We start from the raw sequence: 15617 nt of genomic DNA, 5'->3' as shown, positions 1-15617 counted from the left end.
TGTTATGAAGGAAAAAAAATGAATGTGCAATTTAATGTATTGATAATAGGGGGGGGCATCGTTGGTTTAACTGCTGCCTTGTCCATGGCAGAGCGAGGCTACTCCGTAGCAGTTATCGATGCAGAATCATTCAATGTACAGGGCAAACGATCCGATACACGGGTTTATGCAATCAATTATGCGTCACAAGTTTTGTTGCAGCAATTAAATGTTTGGCAGCATCTGGAAAAAAAACGTATCTCTCCTTATAACAGCATGTATGTATGGGATGCAGAAAGCGGTGCGCATATCGATTTCGACTCACGCTACGTCGGTTCTCCGAATCTTGGTACTATTCTTGAAGAGGTTGTGTTGAAGAAAGCTTTATTGAAGCAAGTTGCCACGCAATCTTTAATTTCATTATTTCCAGAGAGTTGCGTCGACCAAATATATATCGAAGAAAATGGCGTTAAAGTTTGCTGCGATCAACAAACCTGGGAAGGACAACTGTTAATGATTGCTGATGGGGCAAATTCTCCTGCTCGACAAATTCTCAAAGTACCTTTAAACAGCTGGTCTTATAACCAGAATGCCATAGTAGCGACCGTATCCGTTGAAAAGCCGCATCAGCAAACAGCCTATCAAGTTTTTCACGCCGATGGTCCTTTAGCTTTTTTACCTCTTGCAAATGAACATCATTGCTCAATCGTATGGTCTACCGATCCCGCCAACGCGAAAAAGTTAATGAGCCTTGCAGATCAAGATTTTAATATTTCATTAACAAAGGCTTTTGCAAGTAAGCTTGGCCAAGTGGAATTGGTCAGTAAACGTCAGCAGTTCCCATTACAGATGAGGCATGTCCAACAATATGTCGGGCAGCGTTGGTTACTTTTAGGCGATGCAGCCCATACAATCCATCCATTAGCAGGATTAGGATTAAATGTGGGACTGGCTGATGTATGTTCCTGGATCCAATGTCTGGATGCTTCGAAAGGTACATTTATTTCTAAAAAAGCATTGGGTGCATATCAACGAGAGCGCAAATATTCCGTGTGGCAAATCATTGTACTTATGGAGGGATTTAAGCGTTTATTTGGTAACTCCTTTATACCCATCGTGACTTTAAGAGGGCTCGGTTTAAACTTTTGTAATGGATTGACGCCTATAAAGCGGTTATTCATTCAACATGCGCAAGGTATCCATCAGTAATTCATTCTGAATTCAATCGAAATTTTCTCTAAATCCATGACTTTTTATCAGTTCATAGCCTGTTTACACGCTTTATTTGTGAATTCTTTTATTCAAGCAGGCTGCTTAATATTTAGTTAATATTTCTTATATATAATCAAAAAAAATTTAAACCTTTATGTTGTTGAGGGGCATCATGTGGTCAAAATTCCATTCGTATAATTTTTTTAAAAAAGGAGCAAATATAGGTAAAACTTTATTTGAAATGGGGGATCCATTGGTAGGGAAAAAAATTATAAAATTACAGCAAAAATCTTTACTTATCCGCGCTGATGGCCGGGGGCTTGGCCAATTGCATCAACAAGGCGGACTGATTCCACGTATCTCCGAAAAGCAACTGGAGGGCGTTCGTCAATCTCAGGTGGAACGTTACCAAAAATTCAACGATACTCCATTTGCATGGGGTGCATGTTCTTCTTTACAGGATTTATTGGTATTTCTGAAACATAATAAATCCCATGCTGAAAATTGTTGGATTCATAAATTTTATGGTAAGGCAACGCCGCTGATTGTATTAAAGTATGAAGTAGGTATGGATAGTGAAGGATTGGATAAAGAAAATGAAACCATGATTGTAGAACATATTCCATTTAAGCAATTTATTGCTTCTACTTGTCCTAAATTTAGAGATAAATTTATGAATGGAGGTTTAGTTCCCAATGCAATGCACGATTTCAATCCCTATTTACCTAAATCCATGCGCATGAGTGATTTATTATCTGAAAAAAGTATTCTTACCTGGTTAATGATAAATAACTCAGAGCAAGCTTTTAAAGAAATTTGCCTGTCATTATATCAAGATATGACATCGGAAGCATTGGCGTTTCGCTTCCCCAAAGATCCCGATTTGCTGAGCGTGATTCAAAATGTATTAGGGGAAAAAGAACATTCACTTCGGTTGTAAGCTAACAGTTTTTTTATAAATTACTTCCGCATGAAACTTGCTGTTGATTCGGACCGGAAAATGATGGTCAGAATCAAGCAGCAGGGGATTTTCAACTGGGACCTGATCAAAACGCAAGGATGAATTTAAGCCTATCATTGCTTCCACGCTGCTAAATCCCCATTCATTTCCTATATAAGCAAAAGCATCAGAAGGGTTGACCGCACAGACAAAATAATTTTTAACTTCTTCATCATTAAATTCCAGTACATCCCTATATTGTTGCTGAACTTTTATTGGCAGGGCAGGCATATCCCCCATTATCGAGGAAAACTGTTCTTGAAATACTTCATCGAATATGGGGAATTCAATTTTAGCTATCCAAGGGTATGAATTTTCTTCTAACAGTTGTTTGAATGCACGGAGGAAATAGGGAAAAAGAAGATTTTGGATGTTATATTGACCATTTACTTTCGCAAAAAAACCCATCCCTACTGCTGTAGCCTTTAAAAATGCAGGCTTACCAGCTTCCTTGGCCGCTTCATTTACAGAAAACAACAACATGGAAATATCTTCTAGTTGATGTCGGAAATATGCAGAGGAAAGAAAGATCACGGCATTTTTCCGGGAAAAGGATGAATAAAATTTATCAGAAGCTGAACGGGCAAGAAATGGAAGTCCAGTATAAATACGTTTTACCAAAGGGCTTATGTCAAATTCACCAAGATGCGCTTGAGCATCTTTGAAATTGGTTGGAGTATCCTGATATAAATGGGTGAATTTCGAGGGGTTAATTTGGAAATTTATGGGGTCTAACATGAATGATGAATAATGCAAGTATGAATTTTCAAAACTGGCACCCGCAAGCGAAAAGATCCCAACTGGGTGAGGTTTTTTCTTTTCTCGTCTCGGATTGGTATGGGGGTAGCCTCCTGAAGCAAAAACTGAGCTATTGGAGAACACTATCTTTTTACCTGCAGACAAACGCTCAACTGGAGATAATAATTCGGGATGATGTAATGGAATGCGTGCAAAAAAATCCCTGGAAATTGGAAATGGTAGTCCATTTTGAAAAATACCCGTGCGATCCCCTGCGACATTAATCGCAGGTATTTTTGTTAATACTCGATGTAAGGAATAGGGCGCATGGGAAGCATCTTGGGTTAAATAATGATGGTTATAGTAGACTCTTACCGATTTTTTTGACTTGTCCAGGACTAATTTAGGAAGACGATCTTCTAATTTGTTGACCTTTAGTTGCGTTTTAAACCATTCTTTTGGCGTTTTTGGTATAGGAGCCGAGGAGGGACGAAAAAAGGTTTTTAAAAACATATAAATCCTCATATGTTTATTTAAAGCAAAATGGCATTATAGCGCTAGAGTAAATTAAAAACAAATTGGTTAGTAATTTGAATTATAAAGTTAGTTTGTCTTTTGAAATTATTATGACATAATGTGCAAATAATTAGTTCAAAAAAATTACTTTCCATGTACAGTCGTTTTTTTAGGTATCCTCTAATTGGTTCAAGACATTTTTTCCCAAATCAACCTCACAAGCGAAATATCCGGCTTGGGCGTATGGCGCCTGAGACCACAGTCGATGTTGTGGAACAGGAATTTAAAAATGAAATGAATGAAAAAGGACTGGTAAAGTTACGCGAGACTTTAGAGGAAGAATATAAAATCCTTCAGGATCTTCAATCAAAGCAAACTGAATGCTTAAACAAAATTACCGAGCTCTGTGTTAAACCCGTCCAAAAGCAAATCATTGAAGGAAAAAATATGCCTGGATCATTCTGGAACAATAAGCAGAAAGTAATGAACCAAATTGGATCAAAGGACGACCTGCAAAGTCGGGAGGAGACGATTGATTGGTTAAAAACACGACAAACGTTATATTCTGCAATACAAAAGTATGATCCAAGCCCTCATATGAAACCGTAAGCTAGAACAGTGAAATTTTTTTATTGAGAAAGCTGCAATGATACTGAGAATGATTTTTCTTAATAAAATTCCCTACAACTAATTTTTTGAAGTACATATGCCTAAATCCATCAAATTTTTAAGTAAAGAAGAACAAATACAAGCTATGGAAGAAATGCTTAGGGAACAACTGCTTTTTTTTCCTGAAGATGCTGTATCCCAAATCAAATTAAAGGATTATTTAAAAAAACAAGGAAACAGACCTGATTTTCATTATTTACCTACTGAATATGACAAACATGTCATAATCGCCTCTATACCAAATTTAGGTCCCAACCAATTAGGCGTATTTGCAGGTAAAACGTTTAAGAAAGGGGAAATAGTTGGTGAAGTAAAAGGCGCCGATTTATTCGGCATCCATTCAAACGCCAAGATAGAAAGGATTGTAGAAGCCTACCAAGGAGATGCTACTTTTATATGGAAACTTAATTTAGAAGATGATGACGACAATGCCGTCGTCATTGATATGTTAGAGAAAGGTTCCAGTACTCGTTGGGTTAACCATGCTAATAAGCCTAATCTAAAGTTAAAGGTTATTTATAATCAAATCATTGATGATTTAGGAAGAATTCAAAATGAGTATCATGCCTATTATGTTGCCGCTAAAAATATTGCATTTGCCGAGGAACTAACCATTTCTTATGGTGATGAGTATTTCACAGAAGAGCGCCCAGAAATTTGGCACAAGTCACAAACACTCATTGAAATTTTATTGGATTTAGCAAAAATCAAAGGCTTGGATATTAAAGCATTTGAACTGGATTCCCCGGCTGCGATAAAAGAGGTTTTCGAACAATTAGTTTTGCAAGAGGAAGCCCTCCAACAAGATAGGAAACAAATTTACTTAGACAAAAATTTAGATCCCAAAATATATGATTTACATAAGTATGAAGACATCGCCCGTTTACAAAAAAATGAAAAAATGCACTTAAAATCAAATTCACCTTTTCATTTGGTTATAGCGCCTACGTTACGACAAGGAGAATATCGATATTCTTTATTTAGTTGCCAAGAAATCCCTGCGAAAAAAACCATTTGCCAACTTGTGGGTAAAACAATGGAAGATGTGCCCGCAAAAGAAAGAGAAATGGAATCATGGGCCATGCAGCAAAATTTGGATATCAATTATTTAGTGCCATCAGGGGAGGGAGGATATCTTTACACTAAAGAAATCTCATCAGAAGCTTATTGTATCGAGGGAGCAAAATTTCGAAGTGAAATGAACGTTCGATTTGATTTTGCCACGAACTCCTATATCTCAACCCGCTACATTCAACCTGGTGAAGAGATTCTTGCTTATTACAAAAATTATGATTACGGTGCTTCTCCAGTTCTATTGTGTGAAGTTATCGCTGATTTTAATGAATCCCAATATTATTACCATGCTAATTGGGATGGGAATAATATTACGATGGACTATGTGATCCCCAAAACTCCGGGTTATAATCTGGATTTCGAAGAGGAGCTTGATTCTATCCAAACTGGTGCCACTGCTGATTCCAGTGAAGGTCCATTTTCTCCATTCGATGGTGATAATTCTGAGAGAATTTTAACCCCAGGTTCTGATTTGGGTTTCTTTGAGGAAATGCTTGTTGAGCGCTCGGATGAATCAGCAGAGCGTCACGAGAGCGGCGATGGTAAGAGAAAATCCAACTGGAGTCCAAACTTTTCATTTGGAGAGCCTCAGATGAATAAAAGAAGAAAAAATTTAGAAGATTTTGGCGATCAGACTGAGGTCAATTCCCCTATTGATCCTCAATATTGAGTCATATGCAGCTCATGTCAAACAGTTAACTTTTCATTTTTGTTCCTTCTGCAGTGTTCTTCGTAACCCCGACGTTCCGCGGCTTGTCCGCGGAATCTATAAATCTACAATACTAGATCCCGCGGACAAACCTCGGAACGTAGTACTACTTTTACTAAAATCAAGGAATTATTGTCGAAAGCCAATTATTCCTGAATAGAAAAAATCCTCGAACTTAAATAAAATTTAAATGCTTAAAACAAAGTCAATCTGCTTGACAACCGGGCGGCAAAGGCTTGAATTATGCTATACTAAAACAGAGTGTATTTTTAGAGCTTATGATGTTTTCACGAGACGTAGAAAATGATACAAAGCAAAAATCAAATCGAATAGGTACAATAATTGGCGCTTCAGAAGTTGAGTTTCGAGTTAAAAATTTCAGACCAGGTAATCCAGCACATAATGCACAGCAGCCTCTGGAATCAATTCAATTTGTATTTGAAACAGAAGAAGAGCTTAATAATTTTCGGGATAAGGTTAGGGAAATTGCCCCTCATTCCATTGCATTTATTGGATATGCAAACACTAAAAGTAATGAAAAAGGCGTAGCAATACCCATTATCCAATTAGATCCAGCCTCTATCAACGACGTCCACTCCGCTTTAACCAAAACAGAAATATTATCAAAAGACCAATTTATTGAAACAACACGTAGTTTAATTGCGGCAGGAATTTTTAGCGGGCGATCTTCAAGACTTGAAGAGTCTCTACAAATGATATGCGATGCACTGGCAATAGGTAAAAAAATCGAAGGTAGAGAGATAAGTGCACAAGTGAGCGGCGGATGGATGTCAGCAGGTCAACAAAATACTCCATCAGGCATTATTTCTGCTGAAGAAGCTTGGGCTTTCTTATTTAAGGAAATGGGCAATCTGGGCAATGATATTTATAAACAAGAACTAAGAAGAAGACTTGAGTCTCATTTTAGCCAACAGGAATATCCTTCTGAAGTGAAGCGTTTATGGTCCGATGTATTTTCTAATCAAGAAGGGTATAAAAGAAATTCCCCATATGCCCATCTTGAAAACTTTCTTTCTGAACGCCTGACGCTGCAAAGTACGACCAAACAACCACAATCAGAAATTCCCAAACATACTAAAGAGAAATCAGAAACAATAGTTCATCAAGCAAGCGCTTCCCTTGGCTCCTCATCTCCTCTAAGTGAATTACTTAAATCAGTTGAAAAGGATGTTGGTAAATTTTCAAAGTATAAAACCACATCCGGACATGGCCAGAACATTCCGTTTACCAAAAAACCAGCGCAGCAATTTTTACATGGATTAGGGGTTAAAAATGAAATTGCTCAATTGTCAACAAAAGCGGATGGACAGCCTATTCCGGAGAATGGTAATCCCGATGTTCGTGTCAGTAGCTTCGATCCAAAATTAAAATCGGATTTAGTGATCTCTGGCGCTCGTATTGACAGATTACGTAAAAGTGCCAAAACTTATGTCAATACCGATATATTTCCTAATGGATATTTTAAGGAAATTCTCAATCCAGAAACATTAGAAGCCCAAACCCAAGAGAAATCAACAAGAACAGGGATACATCTACAAAATATGGCTGTAGGGGTGTGCCATGTTCAAGAAATTGATTTATTAGCTATTCCAGCTACAAATGAACAGGGTGAGTCCATCTTAGTACCAAAAACTGGGAGATTAGAAGCCCATGATCCCGCTTTACTGCTGCTGTCATCCCCTGCACTAAATTTGGCCTATGGTACAGGCAACCATTTAACAAAAGAACAACAAAAGCAATATATACAAAGTATGTATCGTACCTTATTTCATGCCGCAGCCAGCGAGGGACGTCAATACATAGCGCTGCCTGCTGCGGGCTTAGGAGTGTTTGGTGGCGATCCTGAAACTTATTTTGAGGCATTAATGAAAGTGGCCCGGGAATTTCCGCAACTCAATATCATTTATAATCCAGGAGATCCAAAAAATGCCCCATTATTTGATAAGGTCTTAGAGTCACAAAAACCAAAAAATATAGTGCGCACCGATAGAGATGTTTTTATTTTGGCTCATCAGTTAACCCAACAAGGGAAACCTTGCGCTTTCCATAACCCTAGTGATGCGGATGTGGTTTTTGGCATTTATGATGTGGGGGAATATTGGAAAAATGGGAAGGGAAGCGGTTATGTTGGTGAAGAGCACATTGGCGCCATGTCTACAGCCCCATTAAATAGCCGAAACTTAAATCCGAGAGCTTATGATAATGTTGCGGAACACTCTTTTCTGCCGAAGCCTTTATATACAAACCAACATCATGCATTCATCCAACATTTCATTCAACACCACTCCTCTGGAGTTGAGAGACTCCCGTTGATAAGAAAAGATCAAGGCATGGTGCAAATTGAATTTAGCAATACAAATTTTCGTAAAAATTTTAGTGAAGATTATAAAAAGTATCTGGTTGATGCAAAAACGTGGGAAAATAAAGGAAAAGCTTATCTTTCCATACCGCTTAAGCAAATTGAGGCAATGGAGAATGAGTTATTGAAAACCAGGTATGAGCATTTCGCAACATCGAACCAAGAAAATAGAGAGGTAGCCACAATGGCCACCTGTGCTGATTTAAATCAAAGTTTTAAAGAAAGATATAAGCAGTGCCAGGGGGATCATTTAAAAAGCACCATTCTCAAAGACTTCTACGAAGATTTAGAAAATGCAGAAACAGAGCGAGAAGTCGATGATGTAGTCAACCGTTATAAAAAAGATGGCCGATATGATATTCTCGCAAAAGCTCAAAATAACACCATGCAGGTTCTTGGCATGACCACAACCTCTGCCAAAGCTTTTGAATCGTTAATCACGGAGCGAATGGAGAGTATCAACGCACAAAAATTCAGCAAAGCCTCTTAAAAGCAATACTCTTTAAGTTAGTACCCGTTACTTAATACGTGCAAAATGTTCGCGGCTGAAAGCAACTTTTTCAGCGACTGTTTGTGTGGGGTTTTCTTTTTGATGGGCTTCGATCATGCGATATCTTTTTAATCCGCCTTCTCTATTTGCAATTTGAATATTTAAACCTGGACGTGCATTGAGTTCGAGCATTAAAGGGCCTTGATCTTTATCTAGAACAATATCGACTCCGAGATAGCCTAAACCGGTGAGTTCATAACAACAGGAAGCAATCTCCAGGATGTTATTCCAGTAAGGGACTTCAATATCGACAATGGGATTTAGGGTATCAGGATGATAATCGATAATATCATTATGGTAGACACCGCCAAGGGTTTTTCCCGTCGCCAGATCAACGCCTACCCCGATTGCCCCTTGATGTAAATTTGCTTTGCCTCCTGACAATCGCGTGGGCAATCTGACCATCGCCATTGCAGGATAGCCCAACAAACTAATAATACGAATATCAGGTATTCCTTCATAACTTACTTCAGCAAATACCGGATCGACGACCACGCGTTTTTCAATAATGGCATAGTCTGAAGTACCGCCAAGGCTATATGCTCCAGACAACAGGCAGGACAAATGATAACTTAATTCCTGATTGGTGGTGAGTCTCCCATTGATTTGCCGGTATCGGCCATAAACTTTATCTTTAAAAACTAAAATACCGTCACCCCCCGAGCCACGCGCAGGTTTGACAACAAAGTTAGAATAAGGGGCTAAACGCTCCTCAATGGTTTTTATTTGTTGTTCTGTTTCAATGATATCGTATAAAGGGGGGACTGCGATTCCTGCTTTGAGGGCAAGCTTCTTTGTTTTTAACTTATCATCAACCAGAGGGAATAATTTTCTTGGATTATACCGTAAAACAAAATCCGTATTACGCTGATTAATACTTAATATGCCATGGTTTTTTAAACGGCGAAACAGGTTAATCATTCTACGTGTCTCGCTAGTGATTTAAAGCGTTTCAATTCAAATAAACGATACCCTCTATATTGTCCAAACCACAAAATTAATGCGAGCAAAACAAGAATTAATTCAGGAAATGCAAAAATCAAATATTGTAAAGGTTCATAGCTCATCGCCCAATATGAAATGACCGCGGCAACTAAACTGCCTACACCGGATTTAATGGCTTCTGAGGCGCCCCGTTCATCCCATGTAATACACATGCGCTCTATAGTCATGGTTAAAATGACCATGGGGAATAGAGCAACCGATAATCCTGCATCCAAACCAAGATTTTGACTTACGACGCTAATGAAAATCATTAACAAAATGACTACTGTGAGAATTGCTGCCAATCGAGGCACCAAAAGCAGTCTTAGCTGATCCAAATAAAATCGTGCCAATAGGCCAAAAGATACGATAATGACAAAAAGGGAAATCCCCCAAACCACATGCGTTTCCCTAAAGGCTAAAGCAATTAAAACCGGCATAAAGGTTCCGAAAGTTTTAATTCCAATAAAGTTCCGCAAAATTAAAATGATAAAAGCGCCTATTGGTACCGTCAAAAGTATCTTGTAAGTTACCTGTGCATTGACGGGCAGTTGCAATAGTGAAAAGCGTAATAGTTGCGAGTCGGATTGTAATCCTCTTGATTTGGCAATACTCAAAGCATTTATTGGGGTGGGCGATACGGTTAAACTAAATTGTGCTTTCTTGCCTCCTTCCACATTAAACACGGGTTCATTCCCATATTGCCAAATCAGAAAATCTTTAGGAAGACCTGCGCCACCAGTTTTTGGGTTGATATAAATCCAACTCTTACCATTAAATACCGCTAAAAAAGAACTTAATTCGGCTTTGCTTTTTTGCGATAAATAAATACCTTTTACCGGAATGGCAGCAATTTTAGATTGATTTAAAATTAAAATCGCAGCATTGATAAGATGCTCATCACTAAAATCATTACCTGTGAGCAACTTGGCATTTCCGTCTTTTTTATTTAATTCTTTAATGGTGCTTTGAGCAAAAGTTTTAATATCGGCTGAGGATTGACGTACTTGGCTGGTAATGGTTTCGACTGCTGATTTTTGACTTTCTTCTAAAGGCTGAGTTTTGACTGGCGAAGGAGCGCTTAATGGCGACTCATTGCCTTCGGTTTGGCGGAAGATTGCTCTGTAATATAGTGATTGCGCGCCATGAGCCCGGCGAATAGACCAGACCGTTTCCCGATTATCTCCATTTAAGTTGGTTGTCACACCATAATTTCTCGATACAAAATACTCATCTAAAATCGCGAAATGGGGTGGTAAATAGGGTATATTAAAACTGGCTTTTATGGGCGTATTAGGGTCTGCAACGAAACGTAAATTGGATTCAACCATCCAACTGTTAATCGTTTCTGTATCCGTTAAAGGAACATCGAGTACAAAATGCCGGTACAAAAAAATTCCTGTTCCAAGAACAAGTAAAGTCAAAATAAGACCATAAACATGACGTCTATTATTTTTCATTATTTTTTAAGGCTCTGATTTTTTAACGTAAATGTAAGTGCTGGGTTAATTGCACCATTAAAGGCGATAATTGCATCTCGACCCAAAAGTAAAGGATAGAGAAAACGCTTTCGGTTCGTTAAATTGACTTTAATTGTTTTAATTTTATCTCCGAGTTGAACATCAAGCAGGACGACAGGACGTTTAATAGGGGCATGTGCTATGATTTCAGATCCATGTTCCCCATCGCGGACTTTGATTTTTACCCGGCCTTTATATTCTGCTTCAAACAAATATTCACCAGTTTTTGTGGGAACAATAAAACGTAAATAGGGCACACCATTTTTGGTAATTTCAGTGATATTTGTCGCATTTAATGATGCGGATTTAGCGCCGGTATCTAATTTGGCTGATAAAGTTAAGTTTTTTCCAGGAAAGGAAACTTTCTCAACATAACCATAAATTTGTGCTTCATTTGATGCCATAACGGTTCCAGTCATTAGTGCTGCAAAAGTAAAGAGAGCAAGTATAGATCTCATTGAAACCTCTATCCTGAGTTGTTTTTTTTATTAGTGCGATATCGTAGCAGGTTTACCGCCTATGTCTCAACCCGTCAAGGGGGTTTAAGAAGTATTTTGTGCGATATTAAACAGGATATGATGATTAGTCGCATCTAAAATTGTATTTATTTAATTCATCATGAAGTGAATATTGACATCAATATCAATCCTCCTTATAATCCGCGCATCCTAACCGATGGTCATTTCTGTGTGGAAGAATGTCTGCTAACGGCGAAGAAAATTCATCTTTAAGTTCAGAAGAACTGGTTTTTCTCTTGGCAATCGCCGGCCGTATCGACGCGCAAAGTAGACTCCTCGCGCAAAAGCTTGATAAAAATCGTTATATTTATCACGCTTATGCCGTTGCTGATTCCCTAAGTTCCTCTTACAGCATGTTCAAATACTTTATGGAAGTATTTGTTCGTAATACCGATCCAGATTATCTCCACCAAATATTAACTTCTCCTGAGGGAATAGCTGCAATCTCTGCAGAAGCAATTTTTTTAGTATCTTTTTCATTTTTAGCCAGTGTTTTTGATGGAGAAGAAAACAACTCCGTTAAAAAATTCATTGCTACGGCTTGGCCTTATTTCCGAGACGTCATGAAAGGATTAAAAAATGCGTATAAAGGTTGGCGAAGCACTATGCAGGTCTTAAGCCTGATTGGAGGGATCGATCTTAAATATTTGATCATTCCTGTCGGATTAGGTTTAGGAATATTTGCTGCAGCGAATCGATTTTGGATACGCAGCATGGTTGAACACCGTAAAAAGCAAATGAATATCAATACGGAGCTTTTAGCTGAAATAAAACAATTAAGCAATTTAGACTCTTTATCCCGGGATAGAGATCATTATTTATCCCTTATTGAATATCAAAGCGATCAAGACAGGGTTTATGCCTATTTGGCTGTAGGCGCAGGCGGCTTATTGGACGGGCTATACCTCTATGTGGGCGTTGTGAGTCTCTCAATTCTTTCCCCCCCTCTTCTTATTGCGATGTCTGTTATCGGTGCGGTTTACACACTTTCCTGTGTGATTACACGAATTTATGAAGAATATGATTTTCAGCTTCGCCTCAAAGTGACGCAAACGAAATGCCTTTTGGAGCTGACATCAAAAGAATTAGAGTTAACTTATGCTAAGCTGCTTAAACTTCAAGACAATGTAGACAAAAAACTTGAAGATCTCGATGAAATACGACGGTTAAGAAGTGAGGTTTGCCGATTAATTGAGCAACTTGAGAAAGAACGTCAATTATTAAAGTCCCAAACAAATTATACATACCTAACTGCAGGTTTGTTAGGAATGAAGTATGGGTTATATGCTTATGGCGTTTTAACAAGCATTCTATTTACCATCGCTACAGTCTGTCTTATCACCGCAGTCAGCTTCCCTCCCGCTTTACTGGCTGTATTCATAGTGTCTGGACTGGTGCTCATGGCTGGCATGACTGCTTATACTATAAAAACCCATTATCAAAATTTGAAGAAGCAGGAAGCGGAGAGTAAAAAAGAGCATCTTTATGATCGCCTTCTGGAGATGAAGAACAATGTAGAAAAGGAAAAGAATGCCGAGATTTTAAATGCAGAAAACTTTAATAAATCCTTAAAAGATGGACTTAAAGTGAGTTCTTCTCCACCTACTTATTTTCAGGAATGGTTTGAAGTTTTTCGTTCGTTTGCCTCGGGTCTCTCTAAGGGAAATAACTTCTCCAATTTTGCATTAACGCCCCTTCAGGAGTCGGATTCTGATGGTCATTACCATGATATTCCTGCAATGGGAGTATTGGCGATTATGAATGGCGTATTATTTTCCCTAACGCTTGGTCTTCGCGCATTAGCACGAGGTCTGGGCAGGCCTCCCAAAGGGCAGTGCGTTCCTAAAGGGAATGACCCTGTTGGTGCGTCGATGGAAAAAACAAAAACCGAGCATCAAAGGGAATCACGTGAGCCTAAACCGAAAGCTTCTGATTCCCTGACGCGAAGACATTCTTATTCCTCCTGGACATTCTTTTCTTCCCCCAAGCCCAAAAAATCGCATACCACACTGACCCATTCAATGAGCGATTCCGCCCTCAATCAATATCCTAAAACAACTAGCGCGAGTACAATTCAGGGTTTAACGTAGGGTCATTATACATTTTAAATTGATGGTAAATTCTGAAAGTTCGTCTTTTGGCTTGAACCTCCTCCATCAGCTCATGAAAACATTGAGATAACTGTTTTAACTGCTGATTAATGACCGCGGATTTCTGCGCGCAATTTTTACGGTGTTCTGCAGGCACATCCTCTCGTTGGGTTTGTAATTCCATGTGGAAAGATTTCAAAGATAAAATGGAAAGCCTATCGATCATCATGCCGGGCGATTCAGAATGGACAGGGCATAGGGTATGATGGGCGGGTTGCAGCCGATTAAAAAGCCATTCATCCATTGCCTCCATACGGTTATTTCGTTGTTGATTGCAGCGGTCAATTTCACGTTTTGCCTGGTATACAAATTCAAAGCCTTGATCTTCCCGACGTGCTTTATCTTCCGCATGCCAAAGTTGATAGTTAAACGCATGGTTTTCTTCCACCAAGCGATAAAATTCATGATATTTATAGACAATGCCTGATGCTTTCCAATGGATAATTGAGTTTTTGTGGAGTTGGATTATCTCTTCGATGTTGATGTTATCTGGCATTTTAAAAACCTGTTATTTCAAAAATGCAAGAAGTTTAACCGATACCGGGTAAGGCTACAAATTAAGTACCGAAGTATTTATTATAAATACTCTCATAAGTTCCATCATTTTCAATTTGTAATAGGACTTTATTTATTTTGTTAATGAGCTCGGCATTTTTAATAAGGGCTACAATCCCATACCCATTGCCAAGCACTATAGGTTTGCCAACTGTTTGAAAATTTATAACTTTATTAATGGTGAGATATTTAAAAATATTGACATTCAAGATAATTGCATCGACATCGTTATTCAGTAAAGCGGTAATGATTAACGAAATTTTAGGATAAGTTTTAATATTATTTTTATTTGTATAAAGTGAAAGGACGTCTTCCAGGTGACTTGCTTCTACAGTACCAATTTTTTTATCTTTAAGATCAGCAAGGGTTTTAATTTTTTGAGACATTGTTAAAAATTGTCCATCGCTCGTCATAAACGGTAAGCTGTATGCATAATCTGAGGACGTGTTTTGGGGAATAGGGCTAGGCAAAAAAGTCACATCCAGTTTACCTGCATTTAATTCATCCATTTGGTTTTGTATCGTAATGGGTTTGTATTCGCAAGTATCATTGAGCCGCTTACAAATTTCATTCATCAGGTCAACACAAAAACCAAAGTAATGATTACTCCCATCCACAGCAGAGAAAGGGGGTGCCGAATTGGAAACCCCGACGATGATGTTGTCGCTAAAAGCCAGGGTATTGGATGTGATTAGAATAATAAAGAGGATTTTTTGAACCAGCTTCATGCGATGTACCTATCCCTTTTGTATAATTAAAATTTAGATAAGGCAGAATTATTTGTCAAATAGTTGGTCTATTTACTCAAGCAAAGATTAGCCCTCCCCCCTCTGCACTCCGACTTTTGCTCTGCATTCTGACTCCTGCTCTGAACTCCGACTCTTGCTCTGCATTCTGACTCCTGCTCTGCACTCCGACTCTCCTGCTCTGCATTCTGGCCTCCCTCCTCTGCTTTCCTACGTCCCGCGACTTGTTCGCGGGATCCATTATTTTTCGTGAATACCCAAGACACCGCGGACAAGCCGCGGTGCGTAGAGGAAGTGGAAGCGCGGTGCGTAGAGGA

General features: G+C 38.6%; 13 protein-coding genes. 6 read left to right on the top strand and 7 right to left on the bottom strand.

Going from position 1 to position 15617, the window contains the following annotated elements:
- The first annotated feature begins 18 nt into the window (after positions 1 to 18).
- Together BU07_RS0112825 and BU07_RS0112820 are read left to right on the top strand one after the other, a co-directional pair.
- A complete protein-coding gene (locus BU07_RS0112825) occupies positions 19 to 1188 on the top strand; it encodes a UbiH/UbiF/VisC/COQ6 family ubiquinone biosynthesis hydroxylase (RefSeq protein ID WP_031566637.1) in 1170 nt (389 codons plus the stop codon).
- Positions 1189 to 1363: 175 nt separating this feature from the next.
- Entirely contained in the window at positions 1364 to 2131 is a 768-nt protein-coding gene (locus tag BU07_RS0112820) for a hypothetical protein (protein WP_031566636.1), read from the top strand.
- Here the strand turns inward: BU07_RS0112820 and BU07_RS0112815 are convergent.
- Positions 2117 to 3442 (bottom strand): hypothetical protein, encoded by a 1326-nt coding sequence (locus BU07_RS0112815; protein WP_035899129.1) that lies wholly within the window; start codon positions 3440 to 3442, stop codon positions 2117 to 2119. The genes BU07_RS0112820 and BU07_RS0112815 overlap by 15 nt on opposite strands.
- A 246-nt stretch (positions 3443 to 3688) precedes the next feature.
- Between BU07_RS0112815 and BU07_RS0112810 the strand changes: the two genes are divergently transcribed.
- From BU07_RS0112810 to BU07_RS0112800, 3 genes are all read left to right on the top strand, one after another.
- Entirely contained in the window at positions 3689 to 4054 is a 366-nt protein-coding gene (locus BU07_RS0112810; protein ID WP_051635581.1) for a hypothetical protein, read from the top strand.
- Positions 4055 to 4151: 97 nt separating this feature from the next.
- The gene (locus BU07_RS0112805; RefSeq protein WP_031566633.1) at positions 4152 to 5858 is read left to right on the top strand and encodes an SET domain-containing protein-lysine N-methyltransferase; all 1707 of its coding nucleotides are present in this window, start codon (positions 4152 to 4154) and stop codon (positions 5856 to 5858) included.
- 317 nt (positions 5859 to 6175) lie between these two features.
- Positions 6176 to 8767: a hypothetical protein gene (locus BU07_RS0112800; protein WP_084157888.1), complete on the top strand. Its 2592-nt coding sequence runs from the start codon at positions 6176 to 6178 to the stop codon at positions 8765 to 8767.
- A gap of 27 nt (positions 8768 to 8794) precedes the next feature.
- Here BU07_RS0112800 and BU07_RS0112795 read toward each other — a convergent pair whose 3' ends face one another.
- From BU07_RS0112795 to BU07_RS0112785, 3 genes are read right to left on the bottom strand one after another with little or no spacing between them, the layout of a single operon-like run.
- Positions 8795 to 9748: an alpha-L-glutamate ligase-like protein gene (locus BU07_RS0112795; protein WP_031566631.1), complete on the bottom strand. Its 954-nt coding sequence runs from the start codon at positions 9746 to 9748 to the stop codon at positions 8795 to 8797.
- A complete protein-coding gene (locus BU07_RS0112790; protein WP_031566630.1) occupies positions 9745 to 11271 on the bottom strand; it encodes an inactive transglutaminase family protein in 1527 nt (508 codons plus the stop codon). Before BU07_RS0112790 ends, BU07_RS0112795 begins: the two co-directional genes overlap by 4 nt.
- Complete coding sequence (locus BU07_RS0112785; RefSeq protein WP_031566629.1) at positions 11271 to 11789, bottom strand: ATP-dependent zinc protease family protein; 519 nt, start codon at positions 11787 to 11789, stop codon at positions 11271 to 11273. Before BU07_RS0112785 ends, BU07_RS0112790 begins: the two co-directional genes overlap by 1 nt.
- A 239-nt stretch (positions 11790 to 12028) precedes the next feature.
- Between BU07_RS0112785 and BU07_RS0112780 the strand changes: the two genes are divergently transcribed.
- A complete protein-coding gene (locus tag BU07_RS0112780) occupies positions 12029 to 13939 on the top strand; it encodes a membrane protein (protein WP_031566628.1) in 1911 nt (636 codons plus the stop codon).
- Here the strand turns inward: BU07_RS0112780 and BU07_RS0112775 are convergent.
- From BU07_RS0112775 to BU07_RS17640, 3 genes are all read right to left on the bottom strand, one after another.
- The gene (locus BU07_RS0112775) at positions 13908 to 14495 is read right to left on the bottom strand and encodes a DUF4254 domain-containing protein (protein ID WP_031566627.1); all 588 of its coding nucleotides are present in this window, start codon (positions 14493 to 14495) and stop codon (positions 13908 to 13910) included. The genes BU07_RS0112780 and BU07_RS0112775 overlap by 32 nt on opposite strands.
- A 61-nt stretch (positions 14496 to 14556) precedes the next feature.
- A complete protein-coding gene (locus BU07_RS0112770; RefSeq protein WP_031566626.1) occupies positions 14557 to 15282 on the bottom strand; it encodes a transporter substrate-binding domain-containing protein in 726 nt (241 codons plus the stop codon).
- Positions 15283 to 15350: 68 nt separating this feature from the next.
- A partial coding sequence (locus BU07_RS17640; protein WP_211249049.1) for a hypothetical protein occupies positions 15351 to 15617 on the bottom strand: 267 nt, incomplete at its 5' end.

Origin of the sequence: Legionella wadsworthii DSM 21896 = ATCC 33877 (assembly GCF_000701265.1) — a bacterium.
In the GTDB taxonomy this organism is placed as follows: Bacteria; Pseudomonadota; Gammaproteobacteria; order Legionellales; family Legionellaceae; genus Legionella; species Legionella wadsworthii.
Note: the sequence above shows the minus strand (reverse complement) of the source record. Positions and strands in the feature narration are given on the sequence as shown.